The sequence below is a fragment of the Maridesulfovibrio sp. genome (assembly GCF_963678865.1).
Classification (GTDB): Bacteria; Desulfobacterota; Desulfovibrionia; order Desulfovibrionales; family Desulfovibrionaceae; genus Maridesulfovibrio.
This window is the reverse complement of record NZ_OY787459.1, coordinates 2622463-2643296: the sequence shown is the minus strand read 5'-3', so window position 1 is coordinate 2643296 and position 20834 is coordinate 2622463. Positions and strand designations below refer to the sequence as shown.

At 44.0% G+C, this 20834-nt stretch carries 19 protein-coding genes; 9 read left to right on the top strand and 10 right to left on the bottom strand.

Annotated elements, in window-relative coordinates; genetic code table 11:
• Positions 1-56: 56 nt before the first annotated feature.
• Both ACKU41_RS12175 and ACKU41_RS12170 read right to left on the bottom strand, forming a co-directional pair.
• On the bottom strand, positions 57-1016 hold the full coding sequence (locus tag ACKU41_RS12175; protein WP_321405259.1) for a DnaA ATPase domain-containing protein: 960 nt from the start codon (positions 1014-1016) through the stop codon (positions 57-59).
• A 110-nt stretch (positions 1017-1126) separates the two neighbouring features.
• Positions 1127-1360 (bottom strand): DnaA N-terminal domain-containing protein, encoded by a 234-nt coding sequence (locus ACKU41_RS12170; RefSeq protein ID WP_324293006.1) that lies wholly within the window; start codon positions 1358-1360, stop codon positions 1127-1129.
• Between the two features lie 342 nt (positions 1361-1702).
• On the opposite strand from ACKU41_RS12170, the gene ACKU41_RS12165 reads away from it, so the two are divergent.
• On the top strand, positions 1703-2878 hold the full coding sequence (locus ACKU41_RS12165; RefSeq protein ID WP_319777644.1) for a homocysteine biosynthesis protein: 1176 nt from the start codon (positions 1703-1705) through the stop codon (positions 2876-2878).
• Between the two features lie 281 nt (positions 2879-3159).
• Entirely contained in the window at positions 3160-4038 is an 879-nt protein-coding gene (locus ACKU41_RS12160; protein WP_321401127.1) for a DMT family transporter, read from the top strand.
• Between the two features lie 49 nt (positions 4039-4087).
• On the opposite strand, the gene ACKU41_RS12155 is transcribed toward ACKU41_RS12160, so the two are convergent.
• Positions 4088-5230 (bottom strand): NAD(P)/FAD-dependent oxidoreductase, encoded by a 1143-nt coding sequence (locus tag ACKU41_RS12155; RefSeq protein WP_321401125.1) that lies wholly within the window; start codon positions 5228-5230, stop codon positions 4088-4090.
• A 111-nt stretch (positions 5231-5341) separates the two neighbouring features.
• Between ACKU41_RS12155 and ACKU41_RS12150 the strand changes: the two genes are divergently transcribed.
• The gene (locus tag ACKU41_RS12150; protein WP_321401123.1) at positions 5342-6019 is read left to right on the top strand and encodes an HAD family hydrolase; all 678 of its coding nucleotides are present in this window, start codon (positions 5342-5344) and stop codon (positions 6017-6019) included.
• Positions 6020-6143: 124 nt separating this feature from the next.
• Here ACKU41_RS12150 and ACKU41_RS12145 read toward each other — a convergent pair whose 3' ends face one another.
• Positions 6144-7247 (bottom strand): DUF362 domain-containing protein, encoded by a 1104-nt coding sequence (locus ACKU41_RS12145; RefSeq protein WP_319777640.1) that lies wholly within the window; start codon positions 7245-7247, stop codon positions 6144-6146.
• A 219-nt stretch (positions 7248-7466) separates the two neighbouring features.
• Here ACKU41_RS12145 and ACKU41_RS12140 point away from each other — a divergent pair, with 219 nt between their 5' ends.
• Entirely contained in the window at positions 7467-8426 is a 960-nt protein-coding gene (locus ACKU41_RS12140) for a UDP-glucuronic acid decarboxylase family protein (protein WP_321401120.1), read from the top strand.
• Between the two features lie 59 nt (positions 8427-8485).
• Here ACKU41_RS12140 and ACKU41_RS12135 read toward each other — a convergent pair whose 3' ends face one another.
• From ACKU41_RS12135 to ACKU41_RS12110, 6 genes are all read right to left on the bottom strand, one after another.
• Positions 8486-9829: a glutamine synthetase family protein gene (locus tag ACKU41_RS12135; RefSeq protein ID WP_319777638.1), complete on the bottom strand. Its 1344-nt coding sequence runs from the start codon at positions 9827-9829 to the stop codon at positions 8486-8488.
• 228 nt (positions 9830-10057) lie between these two features.
• Entirely contained in the window at positions 10058-11008 is a 951-nt protein-coding gene (locus ACKU41_RS12130; RefSeq protein ID WP_321401118.1) for a hypothetical protein, read from the bottom strand.
• A 343-nt stretch (positions 11009-11351) separates the two neighbouring features.
• Complete coding sequence (locus tag ACKU41_RS12125) at positions 11352-11750, bottom strand: hypothetical protein (RefSeq protein ID WP_321401116.1); 399 nt, start codon at positions 11748-11750, stop codon at positions 11352-11354.
• A 3-nt stretch (positions 11751-11753) separates the two neighbouring features.
• Positions 11754-12629, bottom strand: a complete 876-nt coding sequence (hisG, locus tag ACKU41_RS12120) for an ATP phosphoribosyltransferase (protein WP_319777635.1) — start codon at positions 12627-12629, stop codon at positions 11754-11756.
• Positions 12629-13003: a phosphoribosyl-AMP cyclohydrolase gene (gene hisI / locus ACKU41_RS12115; protein WP_319777634.1), complete on the bottom strand. Its 375-nt coding sequence runs from the start codon at positions 13001-13003 to the stop codon at positions 12629-12631. The genes hisG and hisI overlap by 1 nt, the downstream gene beginning before the upstream one ends.
• 165 nt (positions 13004-13168) lie before the next feature.
• Positions 13169-13606, bottom strand: coding sequence for a Fur family transcriptional regulator (locus ACKU41_RS12110; protein WP_319777633.1), 438 nt, complete (start codon positions 13604-13606; stop codon positions 13169-13171).
• Between the two features lie 221 nt (positions 13607-13827).
• Here ACKU41_RS12110 and ACKU41_RS12105 point away from each other — a divergent pair, with 221 nt between their 5' ends.
• From ACKU41_RS12105 to ACKU41_RS12085, 5 genes are all read left to right on the top strand, one after another.
• On the top strand, positions 13828-14217 hold the full coding sequence (locus tag ACKU41_RS12105; protein ID WP_321401113.1) for a hypothetical protein: 390 nt from the start codon (positions 13828-13830) through the stop codon (positions 14215-14217).
• A gap of 200 nt (positions 14218-14417) precedes the next feature.
• A complete protein-coding gene (nhaA, locus tag ACKU41_RS12100) occupies positions 14418-15776 on the top strand; it encodes a Na+/H+ antiporter NhaA (protein ID WP_319777631.1) in 1359 nt (452 codons plus the stop codon).
• 84 nt (positions 15777-15860) lie between these two features.
• Positions 15861-18488 carry a PAS domain S-box protein gene (locus tag ACKU41_RS12095; protein ID WP_321401110.1) on the top strand — a complete coding sequence of 876 codons (2628 nt, stop codon included), beginning with the start codon at positions 15861-15863 and terminating at the stop codon, positions 18486-18488.
• A complete protein-coding gene (locus tag ACKU41_RS12090; protein ID WP_321401108.1) occupies positions 18481-19539 on the top strand; it encodes an HD domain-containing phosphohydrolase in 1059 nt (352 codons plus the stop codon). The genes ACKU41_RS12095 and ACKU41_RS12090 overlap by 8 nt, the downstream gene beginning before the upstream one ends.
• A gap of 207 nt (positions 19540-19746) precedes the next feature.
• Entirely contained in the window at positions 19747-20760 is a 1014-nt protein-coding gene (locus ACKU41_RS12085; RefSeq protein WP_321401106.1) for an efflux RND transporter periplasmic adaptor subunit, read from the top strand.
• Positions 20761-20834 lie beyond the last annotated feature (74 nt).

Below are 20834 nucleotides of genomic sequence, written 5' to 3'. Positions count from 1 at the left end.
TTTTAGACATTCAGTGTCGTATTTAAGTAACAAAGTGACACGGTTTTTGAACTTGTCTAGTTTGAGACACGCAAAAGACACTTATTCTTCAAGTCTATCAACAGTCTTTTCAAAACCTTATCATCACTTTGTAATTCTTGAATTTTTTTTACGGAATAAAGAACAGTGGAGTGGTCTTTTCCTCCAAAAGTCCGGCCAAGGGCGGGATAGGATATGCCTAAAAGTTCCCGGCAAAGGTACATGGCCACCTGTCGTGCATGGGCGGTCATTTTGTGCCTTTTACTCCCTGTAAGGTCGGAAGGTTTGAGGTTGAAGTGGGAGGCAACTGACTCGATCACGTATTCCGGAGTCAGAGTCTCGTCGGCCTTTTCTTCCGTGTTACTCAGGATGTGTTCAAAATCCCGGTCATCCATGTTCTTGCGTACAAGTTCACGGAATGCTGAAAGTTTGATGATGATGCCTTGCAGATACCTGAAATCCTGAAAGCGTTGGGAAAGGGTCAGGATCTGGTCTTTGCTCAAGGGCAGTTTCTTGAGTTTGCACTGCTTCTGCACATACTTTGCCCTGATCTCAAGATCCGGTCTTTTCAGGGTGACTATCAACCCCCATTCCAATCTTGATTTCAGGTTCTTATTCAAAAAGTCGTATGAAGCCAGCTTGTCCGAGCAGCTGAATACCATCTGTTTTCCATGTTCATAAAAGTTGTTGAAAATGGAGATAAGTTCCTGCTGCAGGTGTTCGTATTTTTTGATCTGCTTAAGGTCATCAAGAAAAAAATACTCGAAATCAAAGAAATAATTTCTTGCGCGAATAACATCACCGCCAAACCGGACAGAATAAATATTCTGCACGTCATCAACGTTGCCGAGAAATACTTTTTCCCTGTCCACCTTTTTACAGATTTCATTCGCAATTGCTTTTAAGAGGTGAGATTTACCTGAACCGCTCTTGCCGCAGATGACAAATGGGTTGAAGGAAACATTCTCGACACGTGTGACTTCCTTAGCCGAAGCCAGCGGGAAGTAGTTTTTCTTGCTGATCAGAAAGTTTTCAAAGGTAAAGTTGTGCCCGAATGGAAAGTCGATTTTCTTGATGCTTACCGGTTGTTCCTGAACCGTTGTCTGGTTTAAGCCGTTGTTGGAATAGGAAACTGAAAAACCGCTGCCAGAAACTGGCCCAGTTGTTCCTCAAAACGGTCCTGAATGCTCGATTTGAACCACTGTCCGAAAAAAGCGTGCGGAAATGTAACTACAACTTCTCCGTTTTCTTCGGAAATGTTGATATTTATCGGGTCAAACCAGCGCGTTAGCTCGGATTCTGAGCATGAATTTGAAAGGTGATTTCTCAGTGCTTCTTTCACGTGAATAATATATTTTTTTGGGGTGTTTTAAGTATTTGAAATAATGGTAAAATAAAACAAAACAAAACTGATTTTTTCCAACCCCCGCGACCTGTTCTTCCTATACATTATTATATAGCTTAAGCCAAGGCATATTCGTCCCTAAAACGCTTTTATCCCGCAGAATAATATCAACCTCATGAAAAAAATAAAATTGCAATCAAGGGCTATTTAAGCCACAATCTTTGCTCGTCTGGCTCTATACACAAAGAGACAGGGCGTCCCTGCCCAAAGCATTACTTTTGAATCGCGGAATAGTTGAGTCAGGCTAGCCCAAACATAATTTCAAACGGAGTCTTTCCAATGGCCACTACCTTTGAAGTCAACAAGACAATTAGTGAAATCAATGAACGAATCAGGAAAGGTAAGGCTGTAGTCGTCAATGCTGAGGAAATGGTCGAGATCGTCCGTTCCAAAGGCAAGGTTGAAGCAGCCAAAGAGATAGATGTTGTCACCACCGGGACTTTTTCTCCCATGTGCTCTTCCGGCATGTTTTTCAATATCGGTCAGGTGCCGCCGCTGATCAAGACTTCACAGGTCTGGTTGAACAATGTTCCGGCTTATGCCGGGGTGGCCGCTGTAGACTCTTTTATCGGTGTTACCGAGCCTGCTGCTGACGATCCCTTGAACAAGGTTCATCCCGGACGTTTTACCTACGGTGGCGGACATGTCATTGAAGACCTTATTGCCGGAAAAACAGTGCGTCTCAAAGCCAAAGCTTACGGCACAGATTGTTATCCCAGAAGGGAAATAGAAAAAGACGTTTCCCTTAAGGATCTCAAGGATGTAACCATCCTCAACCCGCGCAACTGTTACCAGAACTACAATGCCGCGGTAAATATGACCAGCAGGACTGTTTATACCTACATGGGACCGCTCAAGCCCAACCAGCGTAATGTGAACTTTGCCACTGCCGGGCAGCTTTCCCCTCTTTTCAACGATCCATACCTTAAGACAATCGGCTTGGGTACACGGATATTTCTTGCCGGGGCCACAGGGTACGTTATCGGAGCCGGAACCCAGCATGTAAAGAATCCGCAGCGTAACGAACGCGGTATTCCGCTAACACCGTCCGGAACACTCATGCTCAAGTCCAGCAATGTGACTAAGATGGATTCCCGTTATTTCCGTGGTCTGAGTTACCCCGGTTACGGTTGCACCGCATCTGTGGGCGTAGGTATACCCATTCCCATCCTTAACGAGGAAATGGCCTGGTTTACCGGTGTTTCTGATGCTGACATCCAGATGCCGGTCAAAGACTACGGCTACGACTACCCTAATGGTGTAGGAAACATCCTTGCCCACGTGACCCTTGAAGAACTCAAGTCCGGGTCCATCAACCTGAACGGTAAGGATATCCCCACCGTTCCACTGACCAGTCATTCCATTTCTCTTGAAATTGCGAATAAGCTTAAGGACTGGATCCAGAAGGGCGATTTCCTGCTCACCGAACCGGTCGAAGAAATCGAGTCTGAATAAGTTTTGCCTCCGTCGGCTGGGGAAGGGGAACTTTTCCAAAAAGTTCCCCTTCCCCAGACCTAATCCCTTCAAAACTTTTCAGTATGCTTCGCACTTAGCGCGAACAATATATTTTTTTATTAAAACCGCACTATCTTTGCTGATAGTGCGGTTTTAATTACTAGCAAAATTTAAAACTATCATAACGGCGAAGCCTTGATAAAAGTTTTTTGAAGAGTCCAGAGAAACTTTTTGAAAAAAGTTTCTCTGGTCCTGCTGAAAGCACCGCCGGAGGCATGTATATGAACACTAAAAGTTTAAAAGCTGATATTTTACTGTTAATTACTGCCGTCATCTGGGGTGCTGCATTTGTCGCCCAGCGGGTGGGCATGGATTACATGGGTCCGCTTACTTTCAATGCAGTCCGTTTTGCTCTGGGTGCTGCTGCATTATTACCGCTTATTAAGCGCATAGACGGCGCAAAGAAGAAAGACGGAACTTATCAGCAAGTTGATAAAAGTAGTTTTATTAAAGGAAGTCTGGTTGCCGGGGGAGCACTTTTTCTGGGAGCTACTTTTCAACAGTGGGGTCTTGTTTACACAACAGCAGGGAATGCTGGATTTATTACCGGCTTATATGTTGTTTTTGTTCCCATCATGGGCTTGTTCTTCAAGCAGAAAACAGGTCTGCCTACCTGGATCGGATCTGTACTGGCTGTAATCGGTATGTATCTGCTTTCTGTTAATGAAAGTTTTCATATTGAAATTGGTGACCTGCTTGTGCTTTGCTGTGCTGTTTTCTTTGCCGGGCATGTGGTTGTAATATCATTGCTGTCCAGCAAGGTAGATCCGGTCAAGTTTGCAGCCGGGCAGTTCGTAGCTTGTTCTGTTTTCAGTTTTGTGGGGGCATTTGCTCTGGAGACAGTGACTTTTTCAGGGATCTGGGCCGGGATTATTCCTATTCTTTACGGCGGTCTTATGTCTGTCGGGGTAGCCTATACTTTGCAGGTTGTGGCTCAGCAGGAAGCAAAACCCGCACACGCTGCAATCATACTCAGTCTTGAGTCTGTATTTGCAGCTCTTGCCGGATGGTTGCTGCTTGGCGAATTGCTGACAACTCAAGGATTGATCGGCTGTGGGCTGATGCTTTGCGGAATGCTGCTGTCGCAGATTAAGTCTTAATAAGTATGTGGGTGGTGATGTTTATAAACATCACCACCCACATACTTTATCAATCCCATTTTTTCTTTAATAAAAATTTATACGACCTTACTCCATGAACCATGTCGGCCAGAATTCTGGGCATTGATTTGAACATCATTTTGAAAGACATATGTTTTAGGAGCGGCTGGGAATAGAACAGGGTCCAGCGTAAGCGGTTGGAGTAGCGCAGTTCCGGGAAGACATATTTTTCCAGCCGTTCAATGTAGAATTTATCCGGAGTTGTGTTTTCTGTAATTGCTCTGGCAATGGATTCAGCTGCGTAGCGGCCGGTCTGGATAGCGTAAAAAATTCCTTCTCCAAAGAGCGGTTCAACCAGTCCGGCGGCATCTCCGGCAAGAATTGTGCGTCCGAAACATGGATTCTCCATGAAGTTGCCGTAGGGCAGGGGATACCCCTGCATGTGCATGGATTCGGGATCTGAAATGCCTTGGGAGCGCAAAAAATCCATGTAGGTTTTCTTAAAATCTTTGGTGCATCTTTTTAGTGCTCCGATTCCGGTGACAACCTTTCCTTTGGCAGGGAAAACCCAGATGTATCCGGCCCGCAGATGGCCTATGTATAGTTCCGGTTTGGTAACCTTGCGCGGGTAATCCTTTTTATCGAAAATAATTTCAATGGTTGAGGCCATATCATCGCGCCATTTCTTCCTATCATAAGGCAGGAAGCTCCTGATAGTGGAGTGAACCCCGTCGGCACCGAGCAGATATTTTCCTTTGAAAATTTTGTTTGAAGCGGTTTTAACTTCTGCTTCCTGATAATTGCATTTTTTGATTTCTTCGCCGGTGAAAATGTGTGCCCCGGCATTTGCGGCTTTTTGCAGAAGGAAGTAATCAAAATCTATCCGGTCCACAAAGCGGAAGGGGATTGATGATTCTGCATCGCGGATGTTGTAATCCCTGTAATTTATGGAATATTCTGGGGATTCAAAGTTGATGATGCCTTTTTCCTTGAGGAAATCGACATCACACCCGAATATTTTATTTAAGACTTCTGTGGCCTTGTAGGTTAAAAGACCACCGCAGAGTTTTTTTCTGGGAAATGCGGCTTTGTCGATCAGTGCTACCTTAAAACCTTTACCGGCAAGGATGGTGGCGGCTGTAGAACCGGTAGGACCTCCCCCTGCAATAATAACATCAAATTTACCGGACACATTAACTCCTGAAAAATTATTCACAACCGGAATATATGCTTGATTAAGTTGTGATTTTATATCGTCTGAAGAAGACTTGGGCAAGCAAGACCGTACAAAATTTGGCAGATTATGAAAAAAATTGAAGCAATAGTGTTTGATTTCGATGGAACTCTGGCTGAATTAACCATTGATTTCAATGAGATGAAAAAAAGATTGAAGGCTCTCGGAAGTGCTTTTCTGGATCCGTTGCCGGAAAAGGATGCTCCTGCTCTTGAATGGGTTGATTTTATTGCCGATTGCCTGGCGGAAGATGATCCCGAGCTTGGTAAGGAATTCCATACGCGCTGCCGTTTTCTGATTATTAGCATGGAAGTTGAAGCAGCACGAAACGGCAGACTCTTTCCTTTTACTTTTGATATTTTATCCGCTTTGCGTGATTCCGGCATAAAAACAGGAATCATAACCCGCAATACTGCTTCGGCTGTGAGGGAGCTTGTTCCGGAAATCAATAACCTCTCCGGTTGTTTTTTATCCCGCGAGGATGTTCAGAATGTAAAACCGCACCCGGAACATCTGTTCAAGGCTCTTGAAGTAATTGGAGTAGCCCCGGAAAATACACTCATGGTTGGTGACCATACCATGGATATTGAAACAGGAAAAAGAGCCGGGGCTATGACTGCCGGTGTAGCTACAGGCAGGATGTCTTTGGAAGGACTCAAACTGGCTGAGCCTGATTTTGTAGCTGCCGATTGTGCAGAATTAATGCAACTTCTTGAAAATAAAGGCTTAGTTACGAACAATTTGTAGTTGTAAATTGTTCAAAACTAAAGGGCGCAGTATCTTCAACGATACTGCGCCCTTTGTTTTTTGCACACTTATGAACACGAAATGTGTCTAAGTAGTACTATAAGACTTTAGTTCACCGGATGTATTAAATAGTAACCAGTTTGTAGTTCCGTGATCCCAGTCCTATCTCTTCTGCATACTTTAAACCGAAAGAGTCCGGTGTGTTAGGTGTGAGTGCTTTGAACTTGTCGTCACCCTGACTGAGACCGTCGGGAAGTCTGCTTGGATAGAGAGGCGGAGCCGCGTTTATCATATCCAGAGAGGCCTGATCCACTGCTACGGGATCGGATGAAATCATGACTCCGAGATCGGGACAGACGGGGGCATCGCTGTATCCGTGGCAATCACAATCAGGAGTAATATTCATCAGGAAGTTGATGTGCATGGCCGGTCGTTTGAGTTGATCCAGGATAGCTTTGTTGTACTCAATGAGTCGTTTGGTAAAAATATCCACATCGCTTTTCCAGTCTATAGAAATAGCACCGTATCGGCAGGACAGGAAACAGCGTCCGCATCCGGTGCATTCTCCGTTCATGATTATTTTACCGTCATCATCAATGTCGAGTGCCTTTGCTGCACATTCTGTTATGCAGACCCCGCATCCGGTGCATTTTTCAGGGTGCAGGTGCGGGCCGGTAGAAACGTGGATATGCATTTTACCTTTTTTGGAAGCACAGCCCATACCTATATTTTTAATGGCTCCTCCGAATCCGGCCAATCCGTGGCCTTTAACGTGGTTGAGTGTCACCATCATGTCTGTTTCCATAAACATACCGCCTACATGTGCTTCAGAAATATATTTTCCTTTGTAGGGGATGGTTGTTTCATATTCGCCGCGCAGACCGTCCGCAAACAGAACCGGAGCGCCAATCAGGTTGGGATCATATCCGTGCCGTGCAGCCAGCAGGCCGTGTGAAACAGATTCTCCACGGTCACCAACATAGAGGGTGCTGGTGTCAGTGAAGAATGGTTTTGCACCGGCTTTTTTGAGGAAATCGACGATGGGTCGCAGGTTGAGGGCATTTAGGTATCCGGTGTTTCCGCTTTCTCCGAAATGGACTTTCAAAGCGACAAGGTTCCCGGAATCAATAATAGCGTTCAGACCGGACTGCTTGAGCAGTTTTTTCATTTTCAAGGCATGCGGAGATTTACGCGATGTACGTAAATTCCAGAAATATACTTTTGACATTACACTTCCCCTTTTACTTCCGTATATATTGAGATCTTTCCTGACTTCTCTTTGCCGGGATAAGTTATAACCTGCTTTGAAGATTGTCTATTTTAAAAAACGCAGTTGCAGGCAAAATCATCAGCAATATACTGGGTAGCTTTCAGTGCATAGTTGATTTATATAACGAAGAGAATGGGATAGTGAATACGTGATAGTTGAATATTCAGGAGCTTGAAAATGCATTTACTGAAAAGGGTTCTGGTTACAGGGGGGGCAGGTTTTCTTGGTGCACACCTTTGTGAACGTCTGCTCGCCGAAGGTTGCGATGTTATCTGCGTAGATAATTTTTTCACCGGGGCTAAATCAAACGTAACCCATCTGTTGTGTAATCCGAATTTTGAAATAATCCGGCATGATGTAACATTTCCTCTTTATTTGGAAATTGATGAAATCTACAATTTGGCCTGCCCGGCATCGCCTATCCATTACCAGCATGACCCGGTGCAGACCACAAAGACTTCCGTACACGGGGCTATTAACATGCTCGGCCTGGCCAAACGTACCGGGGCTAAAATTTTTCAGGCTTCCACATCCGAAGTTTATGGTGATCCCGAAGTTCATCCACAGCCGGAAAGTTACGTAGGAAGCGTCAATCCTATAGGTCCCCGTTCATGTTATGATGAGGGCAAACGTTGTGCCGAAACTCTTTTTTTCGACTATCACCGACAGCATAAATTGAATATTAAAGTGGCCCGCATCTTTAATACCTACGGCCCGAAGATGCATCCTAATGACGGCCGTGTTGTTTCAAATTTTATTACTCAGGCGCTGCTTGATAAATCCATTACCATTTATGGAGACGGTTCTCAGACCCGTTCATTTTGTTATGTGGATGATATGATTGAAGGGTTTCTGAGTCTTATGAATTCACCGGATAATGTTACCGGACCGGTTAACCTTGGTAATCCGGTTGAGTTCTCAATTCGTGAGTTGGCGGAGAAAGTGATTGAGCAGACTGGTTCAAAGTCTGAAATAGTTTTCAAACCGTTACCCGGAGATGATCCTAAACAGCGTAAGCCAGATATTACGAGAGCAAGAGAATTAGGCTGGGAACCGAAAATTCAGCTTGAGAAAGGTTTGATCAGCACAATCGATTATTTCAAGACTCTTGATTTGAAGTCGATCTTTGGCGAATAATATTATCATCCCTGAGAATAAAAAAATCCCGGTCTGTTTTAGACCGGGATTTTTTCATTTTAAAGTACCGGGAGGTAGGTTGATATTTCGTATTCAGTTACCTGAGTACGGTAGTGATCCCATTCCTTGATTTTGTTCCTGTAGAGATTGCTGTGAATATGCTCGCCAAGACATTCCTTGACAACTTCACTGTTTTTCATGGCCACAGCAGCTTCGTAAAGGTTTCCGGGAAGGGCGGTGATGCCATGTTCGGAAAGGGTTGGTCCGTCCATGGCGAATATGTTTTCTTCTATGGGCGCGGGGAGTTCGTATGCTTCGTCAATTCCCTTGAGTCCGGCCTGCAGCATAACCGCAAAGCAGAGATAAGGGTTTGCAGCCGGATCCGGGCAGCGCAGCTCCATTCTGGTGGCGTTTTCCTTGCCCGGTTTGTACATGGGAACACGGACAAGTGTAGAACGGTTTTTCCGTGCCCATGATACGTATACCGGAGCCTCGTAACCGGGTACCAAACGCTTGTAGGAGTTGACCCACTGGTTGGTGACGCAGGTCATTTCAGGGGCGTGCTTGAGGATTCCGGCGATATAACTTTTACCTTCCGAGCTGAGATGGTACTCATCATTGGCATCGAAAAAAACGTTTCGACCGTTTTTAAACAATGACTGGTGAACGTGCATGCCGGAGCCGTTTTCACCGAAGATGGGTTTGGGCATGAAGGTGGCGTAGATACCGTGCTTGCGGGCTACTTCCTTGACAATAACCCTGTAAGTCATGGCGGTATCGGCCATGCGCATACCCTCGGCATAGCGCAGGTCGATTTCATGCTGGCTAGGGGCCACTTCGTGATGGCTGTATTCTACATCATAACCCATCTGCTCGAGGGAAAAGATGATGTCGCGGCGGACGTCGTTGCCGAGATCGAGCGGGGGAGCATCAAAGTAACCTCCACGGTCGATTATCTTGGTACTTTTCTCATCCTGAAAGAGGAAAAATTCAAGTTCAGGACCTACATAATAGGTGTAACCACGTTCGGCTGCTCTATCGAGAGTTTTCTTAAGAACCCAGCGGCTGTCACCTTCATATGGTGTGCCGTCCGGATTTTGGATATCACAGAACATGCGGGCTACAGGGCGTTCTGTCGGGCGCCATGAGCAAAGCTGGAAAGTGGTTGGGTCGGGAATGGCAATCATGTCCGATTCTTCGATTCTGGTGAAACCGAGAATGGAAGATCCGTCAAAGCCCATGCCTTCTTCAAAAGAAGCTTCAAGTTCTTTGGGGGTTATCTGGAAACTTTTCAGGGTTCCGAGAATGTCTACAAACCAGAATTGAACAAAACTGATATTGTAATCTCGAACGGCCTTCAAAACATCGTCAGCATTTTTGCAATTAAAAATTGGCGCAGCCACAGTTGTTTCCTCCTTAGATAAAGAAGTTGTCCGGCAGAGGATACGTTATCCCTTAATAGAACCGGCACAGTGTACATTCAAAAATCACGGACAGTGTCCACAAACGGTCTTAAAATCAAATGCTTGGTATAATTAGTTTATGTTGTGGTGAATTATTGAATATCATGGCGATAATACCTGAATATGGATTCTTTATGCAAACGGTATCCGCATAATTTTTTCATCAGCCTAATCGGAATCAATTAAGTCCCGCACTTCCCTGAAAAAGGAAAGAATCTCAGCATGGCTCTTGGATTCGGTGTTAATATCCAACCTCTTGAAAAAAGAAACAATATTTCCTTTAGGTGTGTGAGTCCTGCTGAAGAAAAGTTCGTAGAGAGGACCTTCTGGTGATTTAACGGCCAAAACCCAGTCCCGGCCCAGCTTGTGCCATATCTTGGAGGCATTTTTTTCTTTGTGGACGCTGACCAGATCAACAAGTTCCTGCAGGGTGAAGGGATGCCCTGGCTTACCCGGCATACCAAGAAATTCCCCGGTGTCAGACTGGATAACAACAGGAAGATCAAGAAAGTCGGACTCAGGTGAAATGGATGAACTGTCCGCATTGAAGGAATATGACTCTGCTTCACCATCGTCTTTCTTGATGGTTACAACTTTTTTGGCCGTAATCCTTTCCGGTTGTTGCAACCCGCCGGAGCTGGCAAGGATATTTTTAATTTCCTGCAGAAGTTCAGTTGTTCCGTACGTGCTTTCAGAGTGGGCTGCGACCAGTTCTTTTAATGATTTTTCCATACGCCCCAACCGCTGTTCTGCTTTGGCTTGAGCTGTGACAAGTGCTGCAAGTCCATTCATCATCTGCGCGGTTGTTTTAGCCAGCTTTTCAAATTCTTCGCTATTTACCTGAGAATCATTTTTGCTTTCCGATAACTGACTATTATCTTTAACTGACTCAAATTCTGTTAAAAGCTTGTCTCGTATCTGCCTTACCGATAGATTTTTATTGAAAAGATCGCGAATGCGCAGACTGAGTTTGTCAGCTCCTTTGCGGAAGCGCAGTGGCTTTCCGTGTCCGACAATAAAAAAGAATTCAGGAAATTTTTTGCGATAACTTTTAATAGTCGTGACCGATACTCCGGTTATGGATGATAGGTCTCGATGGGTGAATGATTCGGCAGTCATTTTTTGAAATCCTGTTTTTTATCTGTAAACCGGATTAGCGGACAGACATATTAAATTAATCGTCATAATATAATTTCAATATATTTAGTTATTAAAAAAGTAATTTAGTTATCGATAACTATAATCGTCAGCGAGGTCAACAGGCACAAAAAATAGAACGGCTGCCATCATGGTAAAAAGCAGCCGTTCTAAGCAACAGAGGTCACGAGATAACCTGTTACACAGTAATTGTTTGGTGGAGTAGCAATTGCTGTGTTTTAATATTGTACTATCAGATGGGATTGAATATCAATGCTAAAATTTAAATCAGAAATTAAAAATAAATAGATAAGTTTTAATGTATTCAAATATATATATTTTTTGTAGAAATATAACCGATAAGTTTCTTAAAAATAATCAATTTTGAAATCTGGTCAGCAGCGATATTAAAAAAAGGACCACCAGCGCAGCCAGAAGGATAGTATTGATATTGATGCCGCCTTTGGCTTTTTGACGTTTGCGGTATCCAAATATCAGGATCAGGATTGCTATAAAGAGAAGAAGTTTGAACATGAGGAAGATTTATTAAATCGTCTTTCAGAAAAAAGCAAAGTGGAAACAGCTTGTTTAGTGGAAGGAAGTGGAAATTAATAAAGTTGAATTTTTGAATATTTAGAGCAAAATAACTGTTTATTATGTGGATATTTAATCCGGAAAGGCCCTCTTTGTCTTGTAAAGGGGCCTTTCCGGTAGCCGGAGGCATAAATTAGATAACTTTATTCAGCGGATACTCGATGATTCCTTCCGCACCCATGTCAATGAGCTCGGGGATAAGTTCACGTACAACCAATTCCTCGACCATGATTTCAACAGATACCCATTCTGGATCAGAGAGATCTGAAACGGTGGGGGAATTCAGGCTGGGCATTACTTTCATTGCTTTTTCAAGAGCGGCTTTGGGCATGTTCATCTTCAGCCCGACCATTTTTTCAGCCCGCAGAGCACCTTGAAGGAGCAGGTTTATATTTTCGATTTTTTTCCGTTTCCAAGGATCATTCCATGCGTCCTTGTTGACGATAAAGACTGTGTTTGTAGACATGACTTCGTCAATTACGCGCAGGCCGTGGGCCTTGATGGTGGTCCCTGTTTCAGTTACTTCTACGATAGCGTCGCAAAGTCCTTCAACGACCTTTGCTTCGGTAGCACCCCATGAATAGAATACGTCCACTGGAATGTTTTTGGATTCAAAATATTCTTTTGTGGCGCCGAGCAGTTCGGTGGCAATTTTTTTGCCGGCCAGATCTTCAGGTTTTTTATAAGGGGAGTTTCCGGCAACTGCGAGGATCCAGCGTGCAGGGCGGTTGCTTACTTTGGAGTAAACGAGGCTTGATATTTCTAAAACATCCGATTTGTTTTCAAGAACCCAGTCTCTTCCGGCCAGTCCGCAGTCAAGGATGCCGTCTTCGATGTAACGGGAGATTTCCTGTACCCGGCACATGGAGATATTCAATTCATCATCGTTAACGTCGGGGAAATAGTTTCTGTGGTGCAGATTGATTTTCCAACCTGATTTCGCGAAAAGCTTGATTGTTGAATCCTGCAGGGAACCTTTTGGCAGACCTATTTTCAATTGTTTAGACATTATTTGTATACCTCCTTGGGGTCAAAAATCATGGGCGAGCATTCAATAACTTCGCCATCCTTGAGTTCACGGTAAAAACAGCTTCTGTATCCTTTGTGGCAGGCTGCTCCGCCTATCTGGTCGATGAGCAGAACAAGTGTGTCATCATCACAATCTATTTTGATAGATTTGATTTTCTGCACATGCCCGGAAGTCCCGCCTTTATGCCAGAGGGTGTTGCGGCTTCTGCTCCAGTAATGGGCATCACCGGTTTCAAGCGTCTTATTCCATGCTTCTTCATTCATGTAGGCCATCATCAGGATTTCGCCCGTTTCGGCATCCTGTGCGATGGCAGGTATCATACCACCCATCTTGTTAAAATCAGGCTTGATCATACAATCCTCTGTTTAGCGGGGCTTGGCAGCCTTAAGTAGTTATTAAAGAAAAGGGATAGTCATATCCGGCCAATTGCAATTATTTAAACTTCCAACAAAGTAAAAAAAAGCGCCGTCTGATGTCAGGCGGCGCTTTTAAGTATGTGTGAGGAAATTATCTGCGTGTTAATCGCTTTTTTCCTGGCACTCCCTGCATACGCCGAAAAGGTACATCTCATGATGGGTAAGTTCGAAACCGTATTTCTTGGCGAGTTCTTCCTGTAGATGTTCAATTTCGTTATCTACAGCTTCGATAGTCTTACCGCAACGCTCACAGACAAGATGGTCATGATGCTCATGACCGTACTTATGTTCATAGCGGATTACACCGTCGTTGAAATCGACGGATTTGGCAATGCCGGAATCAGCAAGAAGCTTGAGGGTTCGGTATACAGTTGCCTGCCCGATGGAAGAATCTTCCTTGCGGACAAGGTTGTACAGTTCTTCAGAAGAGATATGTCCTTCCTCAGCAAGGAACACTTCCAGAATTGTCCTGCGCTGGGGGGTCATTTTAAGTCTCTGCCGGGTCAGATATTCAGTAAATATATCCTGTGCTGATTTCATTAAACTGTATCCAAAAATTATTGATTACCTATTAGGAGTACAGTTTGCTTACATTGAATTGAATGTCAATGTCAAATCATCATTGCCCATATTTATGCATAGGAGTATGAGTATCGCAAAAAAGTTACAAAATTATGTCCTGAGTAAAATTTTGTCTTTTCAGGACATCTAAAAAGTCCCGCACCGGGAATTAATACTACTCAACAAAGGAGTTTTTCAAGATGGAACTGGATAAGTTTATTTCTGAGTGGACTGATGACCATGCCGGAGTTAAAGAGGTTTTTGTTGAATTCAAGCAACTTCTGGAATCACTCGATAATACTGAGATTGAGTTCCATGCCCGTCCCGGTGTTACTTATTCAATGCGCGGGGTTAAAAAGGGACAGGACAAATGGCCCCTTTTTACTATGGTGGATGTTATTGACGATGATCCTTCCAATCGCTGGCTTTCGGTCTGCTTTTTCGGGGATTGTATCAATGATCCTGACGAACTGGGTGATTTTGTACCCGGTGGTCTTCTCGGTCAGGACGGGCATTGCTTTGATGCCGATGATGCCGAATCCAAGGAATATATTGCTGCGAGGATAAAAGAAGCTCATTCAAATCAGTAATAAATAAATATTATGATTTTAAAGTCGGGGTCAGCACTGCTGAACTCCGACTTTTTTTGTTTAAAAAATAATATGCAGTTTGGTAATGCGGTTTTAAACGTTTTCCATAATAATACATTCTTGCTATGATTTTCTATAATATAAAGACAACGCCTACCATATGAACATGATACGGTCGCATAATATTTGAGGGAGTTTTCATGAGCAAGGAAACAGTTGTAACAAATAATAATCAGCCCAGAATTGATAGGATGCTGCAGCCGTTTTATGAATTTGTGAAGATTGAATCTTCTGGCGGTTTGATCCTGATAATAGCGACCGTCATAGCCCTGATCTGGGCAAACTCACCGTGGGGCCGTTTTTACGAAGCCTTCAAGAATATGCCTTTAACAGTCGGGGCCGGTGATTTTGTCTTATCAAAACCGACCATTCTCTGGATTAATGACGGATTGATGGCGGTTTTCTTTTTTCTGGTCGGCCTTGAAATCAAACGAGAGATTCTTGTCGGCGAGTTGAACTCCATCAGGCAGGCCTCTTTACCCATTTTTGCGGCAGTGGGAGGGATGGTCATTCCCGCCATTGTATACGCCTTTTTTAATGCCGGTACTCCTTCTGCTGACGGTTGGGGAATTCCCATGGCTACGGATATTGCTTTTTCTTTGGGGGTGCTTTCCATGCTTGGGGACCGGGTTCCCCTAAGTCTTAAGGTTTTTCTTACAGCTGTGGCCATTGTTGATGATATCGGTGCCATCCTTGTTATTGCTGTCTTTTATTCATCGGGAATTTCACTCTGGATTCTCGGTTTGGGCTTTCTGCTCTTTCTGTGCATGATCGTGCTGAACAGGCTGGGGGTACGTCATCCGCTGCCATATCTGTTTTTCGGCTGCCTGATGTGGCTGGCGTTCCTGAAAAGCGGAGTACATGCCACTGTTGCCGGTGTTCTTGCGGCTATGACTATTCCTGCTTCAACAAGGATCTGCTGCACAGATTTTCTGGTTCCCATGCGTAACCATCTTATGGAGTACGAGATGGGCGGTGATAAAAATAAAGTAACCCTTTCCAATAAACAGATGCTTTCCGCTCTGGGTAATATGAACCGTGATGTGCTTATGGCCAGCCCTCCTTTGAAGAGGATTGAGCATAACCTTCATTACTATGTCGCCTTCGGTATCATGCCTGTTTTTGCAATTGCCAATGCGGGTATAAATTTCAGTGCAGAAGGCGGTGGGCTGGATGTTTTTCATCCTGTCAGCTTCGGTATTTTTTTCGGTCTGATCGTAGGCAAGGTAGCGGGAATCTGCCTTGCAAGCTGGATTGCGGTTAAAAGCGGTATTGCCGAGATGCCACGGACTCTTGTGCCCGGACATTTTTTGGGAGCGTCTTTGTTGGCCGGTATCGGTTTTACCATGTCCATCTTTATCACCACCCTGGCCTGGGATGCAGCGTCGCCGTTTATTATTGATGCCAAGTTCAGTATTTTGTCCGCGTCTGTTGTTTCCGGGATTCTTGGATTTCTTGTGTTGAGAAGCTGTCCTCTTGCTCAGGGATGTGAAAAGTAGCCTTTTTGCTCATATGAAGTCATGCAAGAAACAAAATTCCGAATACTAAAATACGTATCATTAATTGTACTGATATTTCTGGCTATGGATGTTTTCATTCAATACCAGCTCTATCAACGCTACAGAAATGCTCAGATGCTCTCCGTCTACCACCAGACTGCGGTAATCAGGGCTCAGCTTGAAAAGGAAGTGAACAGCAATCTCTTGTTGATTAAAGGTTTGGCTGATTATGTTTCATATCGACCCGAACTGCGTAAAAGCGAATTGGATCGCTATTGTCAGGGCATCTTCTTTCGGTCGAGGCTGATCAAAAAAATTGAGGTGGCACCTGACTATGTAGTCGAATATGTATATCCGCTTGAAGGAAACGAGTCGGTATTGGGGCTTGATTACAGGCTGTCCCCAGCACAATGGGAGCAGGTAAAAAAGGTTCATGATTCCGGTCAATTGGTCGCGTCAGGGCCTCTGGATTTTGTGCAGGGTGGAAATGCTTTGATAGGCCGGGCTCCTGTGTATGTTCGATCCAACGAATATTTCTGGGGTATTGTTTCCGGGGTTATTGATGTTGATCTTCTCTTTGAGAAGGACGGCATCAATAAAATTTCAGATCTTGACGTTGCCATACGCGGTGTTGACGATAAAGGTTCTGGAGGTGCTGTTTTTTACGGCAATCCTGATATATTCGACCAGCATAATAAAGCTGTGACCATGCAGATAATTCTCTCTTCCGGTTCATGGCAGATTGCTGCAATTCCAAAGGGCGGTTGGGGTGTCATTCCTCCGGATTCATTTTTATTGCACGGAGTAATGTTGCTGCTTGTTATGATCATATCATTTTCCATTTATAAAGTGATCACCAAGAGCAATGAGGTGGAGATAGTTAAATCCAGCCTCAGTGAAGCCCAGTCGATTGCCCATCTCGGTAACTGGTCTATGGATCTTTCCAGTGGGAAAATATGGTGGTCCGATGAAACCTACAGGATTTTCGGGATTCATGATGATGAATACCAGCCTTCGGTAGAAGGTTTTTTCGAGCTGGTACATCCTTCTGACAGGAAGGAAATAAGAGATATATATTTGAAATCCATGAAAGCAGGCAGTGCTTATGCTCTGGATCACAGAATAATACGTCCTGACGGCATGGTTCGCTATGTATCAGAGCAGGGCAGATTTACCTATGATGATGAGGGAAACCCAATCCGTTCATACGGCACTGTTCATGATATAACTGAGCGTAAGTTGATGGAACAGGAACTTAGGGAAAGCAAGACCCGTTTTGACCACGTCACCAAAAAGCTTAGTAGAAAATTCATATTTTTTTCCCACACTGTTAATGGAGAATTTTTGCGTTTAAGTGAAGGGTTTTCGTATTTAGGGTATGGCAGTGCCGAATATGGGATAGGAAAGCGGTGGATAGATCTTTTTGATTTTAAACCGGAGTCTTTGTCCAATGCCATGGAGAAGAATCAACTGGTTATATCCGGAGAAGCAAACAGTGTAGAATATGAAATTGAGTTCACAACTCCGGACGGTGAAGAGCGTTGTATGTCTGTGTTCGGTTATATGGCTTATGATTTTGAGCTCAAGGAAAATATTTTTGAAGGCGTTGCCATTGATATTACAGAACGCAAAGAACGTGAGGATAGGCTTAAGATTTTGACCAGGGCAATTGAAAACGCTCCGGTTTCAGTGGTCATTACGGGCATGGATGGTGATATTTCTTATGTAAATCCGTATTTCTGTAAGGAAACCGGGTATGCCAAGGAAGAAGCTATCGGACAGAATCCACGGATCCTCGAGTCCGGTGAACATGATAGTGAATTTTACAAGGATATGTGGGGAACTATCTCCAATGGTGAAACATGGCGCGGAGAGATAATTAATAAAAAGAAAGATGGTTCTTTTTATTGGGAATCGGCTTCAATTTCACCTGTTTACAGTTCAAAAGGGGAAATTGTCAGTTATGTAGCCGTAAAAGAGGACATAAGCGACCAGAAAGAACTGGAGCGTCTCAAGGCAGACGTGGACCTGATTATGCGTCATGATCTTAAAACTCCGTTGAATGGAATTATCGGCCTGCCAGGCTTGTTGCTTATGGATGATAATTTAAGCGATCAACAGCGTGAGTTGCTTAAGACCATTGAAAATTCAGGTAAGAATATGCTCCACATGATTGATATGTCGCTGGATATGTTCAAGATGGAGACCGGTAAGTATGAATATTACCCCCTGCAGGTTGATGTAATGAATGTGGCAAGGCAGGTTGTGGACAACAGCAAGTCAAATCTTTCCGCCCGTAAGGTGAACGTTGATATTTTGGTTGATGGAAAGCATGATTTTGTGGAAAAATTATTTGTATGGGGTGAGGAAAGACTGATTTATTCTTTGTTGTCCGGTGTGTTAACGAACGCAATCGAGGCCTCTTCTTCCGGTGAGGATGTTTTAATTGAATTCAAACGGGAAGATGGGGTTTGCATTGAAATATGTAACAAAGGCGTTGTTCCGAAGTCGGTCAGGGATAGTTTTTTTCAAAAATATGTGACCTTCGGTAAAGATAGCGGAACAGGTCTGGGGACCTATTCCGCTAAGCTGATGGCTGATGCCATGTTTTATGGTCTTGAAATGCAGACTTCCGACGAGCTCAACGAAACAAAAATAATCATAACAATTCCCACGGAACGACCTGATAGAATGGATGATTTTAATGGCTAGCAGAAGTAAAATACTAGTTGTTGATGATGAACCGCACAATATAGTTCTGCTTGAAGGTATTTTGACTAAGCTGGGACATGATGTAGTGGGGGCTGAGAATGCAGTGGTTGCACTGGAGAAGCTGGACCGCACTTTTGATCTTGTCTTAAGCGATGTGATGATGCCGGTAATGGATGGTTTTGAATTTGTGGCAAAAATTCGGGAACATGCAGAAATATATGACATTCCGGTAATTATGGTCACGACCCTTTCACAGAAAGATGACCGCCTGAAGGCTGTGGAAGTAGGTGCAAACGATTTTATCACCAAACCTATTGATATTGTGGAGCTTAAGACTCGAACTGAATCAATGCTCAAGCAGAAGAGCCAGCAGGACGAAATCAAGTCATTTCAGGTCGATCTCAATGAGATGGTTGAAAGCAGAACCATGGAATTGCGCGAAGCGCTGGCCCGTCTTGACGATGCACATGTTGAAACCATTCACTATTTATGCGCAGCAGCTGAATACAAGGATGAGGATACCGCCGACCATTTGATCAGGATGGCTGAATACAGCAGGATTCTGGCCGAGAAGATCGGCCTTGATTCGAAAACTGTTCAATTGATTCATACCAGCAGTCCCATGCATGATATAGGGAAAATCGGCATCCCGGACAGTGTTCTGCTTAAACCTGGGAAATTAACCGCTGAGGAATGGGGTATTATGAAAAAACATGCTGTTCTCGGTGGGAATATTTTGTCAACAGGCAGCTCGGATTATATAAATATGGGAGCATCCATAGCTCTCAGCCACCACGAAAAGTGGGACGGTTCCGGTTATCCAAATGCTCTTGCTGGTGATGAAATTCCTTTACCCGGTAGGATTTGCGCCATTGCAGATGTTTTTGATGCCCTTACCAGCAAGCGGCCATACAAGGAACCTTTCAGTATAGAGAAGTCGCTCGAAATTATGAAAGAAGGAAGTGGTAATCATTTTGATCCTGAATTGATACGTGTTTTTTTTGAAAATCTTGATGAAATCATTAAGGTAAAAAAAACACGAAGCGAGTAAATTAATTATTTCCAGATTATAGCTACTTAAAATGATTTTGTTTGGGGTCGACTTAGTGCATTTGCAAAAAAATGCATGGTCGGCCTTTCTTTTTATCTATATTTAAGATTCACGTAACACCTGCGTGAAGAATATTTGTCAGTATTTGGTTATGCTGGTAATAAGCTGCGGCGGTGTTTCTGCAGCTCTTAATCGTTAGGGGGAAAAATGAAAAAATACAGTAGGATGTTTAAGTTTACAGGTATTCTCCTGCTGCTTATGCAAATATTTTGTTTCAGTTCTGGGGAAGCAGCAGCTTCAAATACAGGGACTTTTATAGCTGAACAGGCCTCACGGGTAATTTCTCTGACCGGGTTTACCCGTCCAAGGGTATCCATGACCCTCGTCAGTGAAGAGTCTGCAGTATGCACCGATGTTTATGCTGATGTTGGCGATATTATTGATCACAGTGGGCGTTTTGCTGAGCTTGATCCCACGTTTATAAAACTGGAAATAGCCCAGTTGCAGGCTGATTTAAAACGTCTGCGTTCCGATCTTACTTATTATGATAAGGAAGCCAAGCGCTACACCAAGCTGGTTAAGCGAAATACAGCGGCTCAATCAGAACTTGATTTGCATATTCGTAATTTTGAATCCGCTGAAGCTCTGCTGCATTCAACACAACTCAAACTGAATGTGGATCGTGAGCACCTGCGTCGTTATACCCTGCGCGGTCCGGATGGCTGGCGGGTCATCAGGCGTTACATAGAGCCGGGGGAATGGGTGAACATGGGTGAAAAAGTAGCGGAGCTGGGCAATTTTAAATCCTTGCTTATTCCCTATGCGCTAACCATCCCCGAATTGAAAAAAGTTCGTAAAGCAAAGGACAGCATTATTCTAAAATTGCCTGATCTAGGCATAGAAGTTCCCGCAAAACTTGAGCGTATATCCCCTGATTTTGATCCTGAAACCCGCAAGGTGGAAGTTGATTTTGAAATCAGTAAGGGCAAATTCGAATTCCGCGGCGGCCTGCGTACCGAGTTGAATATCCAAATGCCAGATCCCGGCGGGGCGGTTGTAGTCCCAAAATCAGCACTGCTTAAAGCCTATGACGATACTTTTCTCGTCCGTCCCGATGGAGTGCGGGTGAAAGTGCTTGTACTCGGCGAGACTGAAGATGGAAAAGCACGAGTCTCTTCAAGGGCAGTCAAAGCTGGTGAAGAATTTCTTCTTAAACCATAAGCCTCCGGTGTCCCTGCCGGGGGCTTTAAACACTTTTTCCAAAAGGGTTTAAGAATCCCAAAAAGTTATAATTA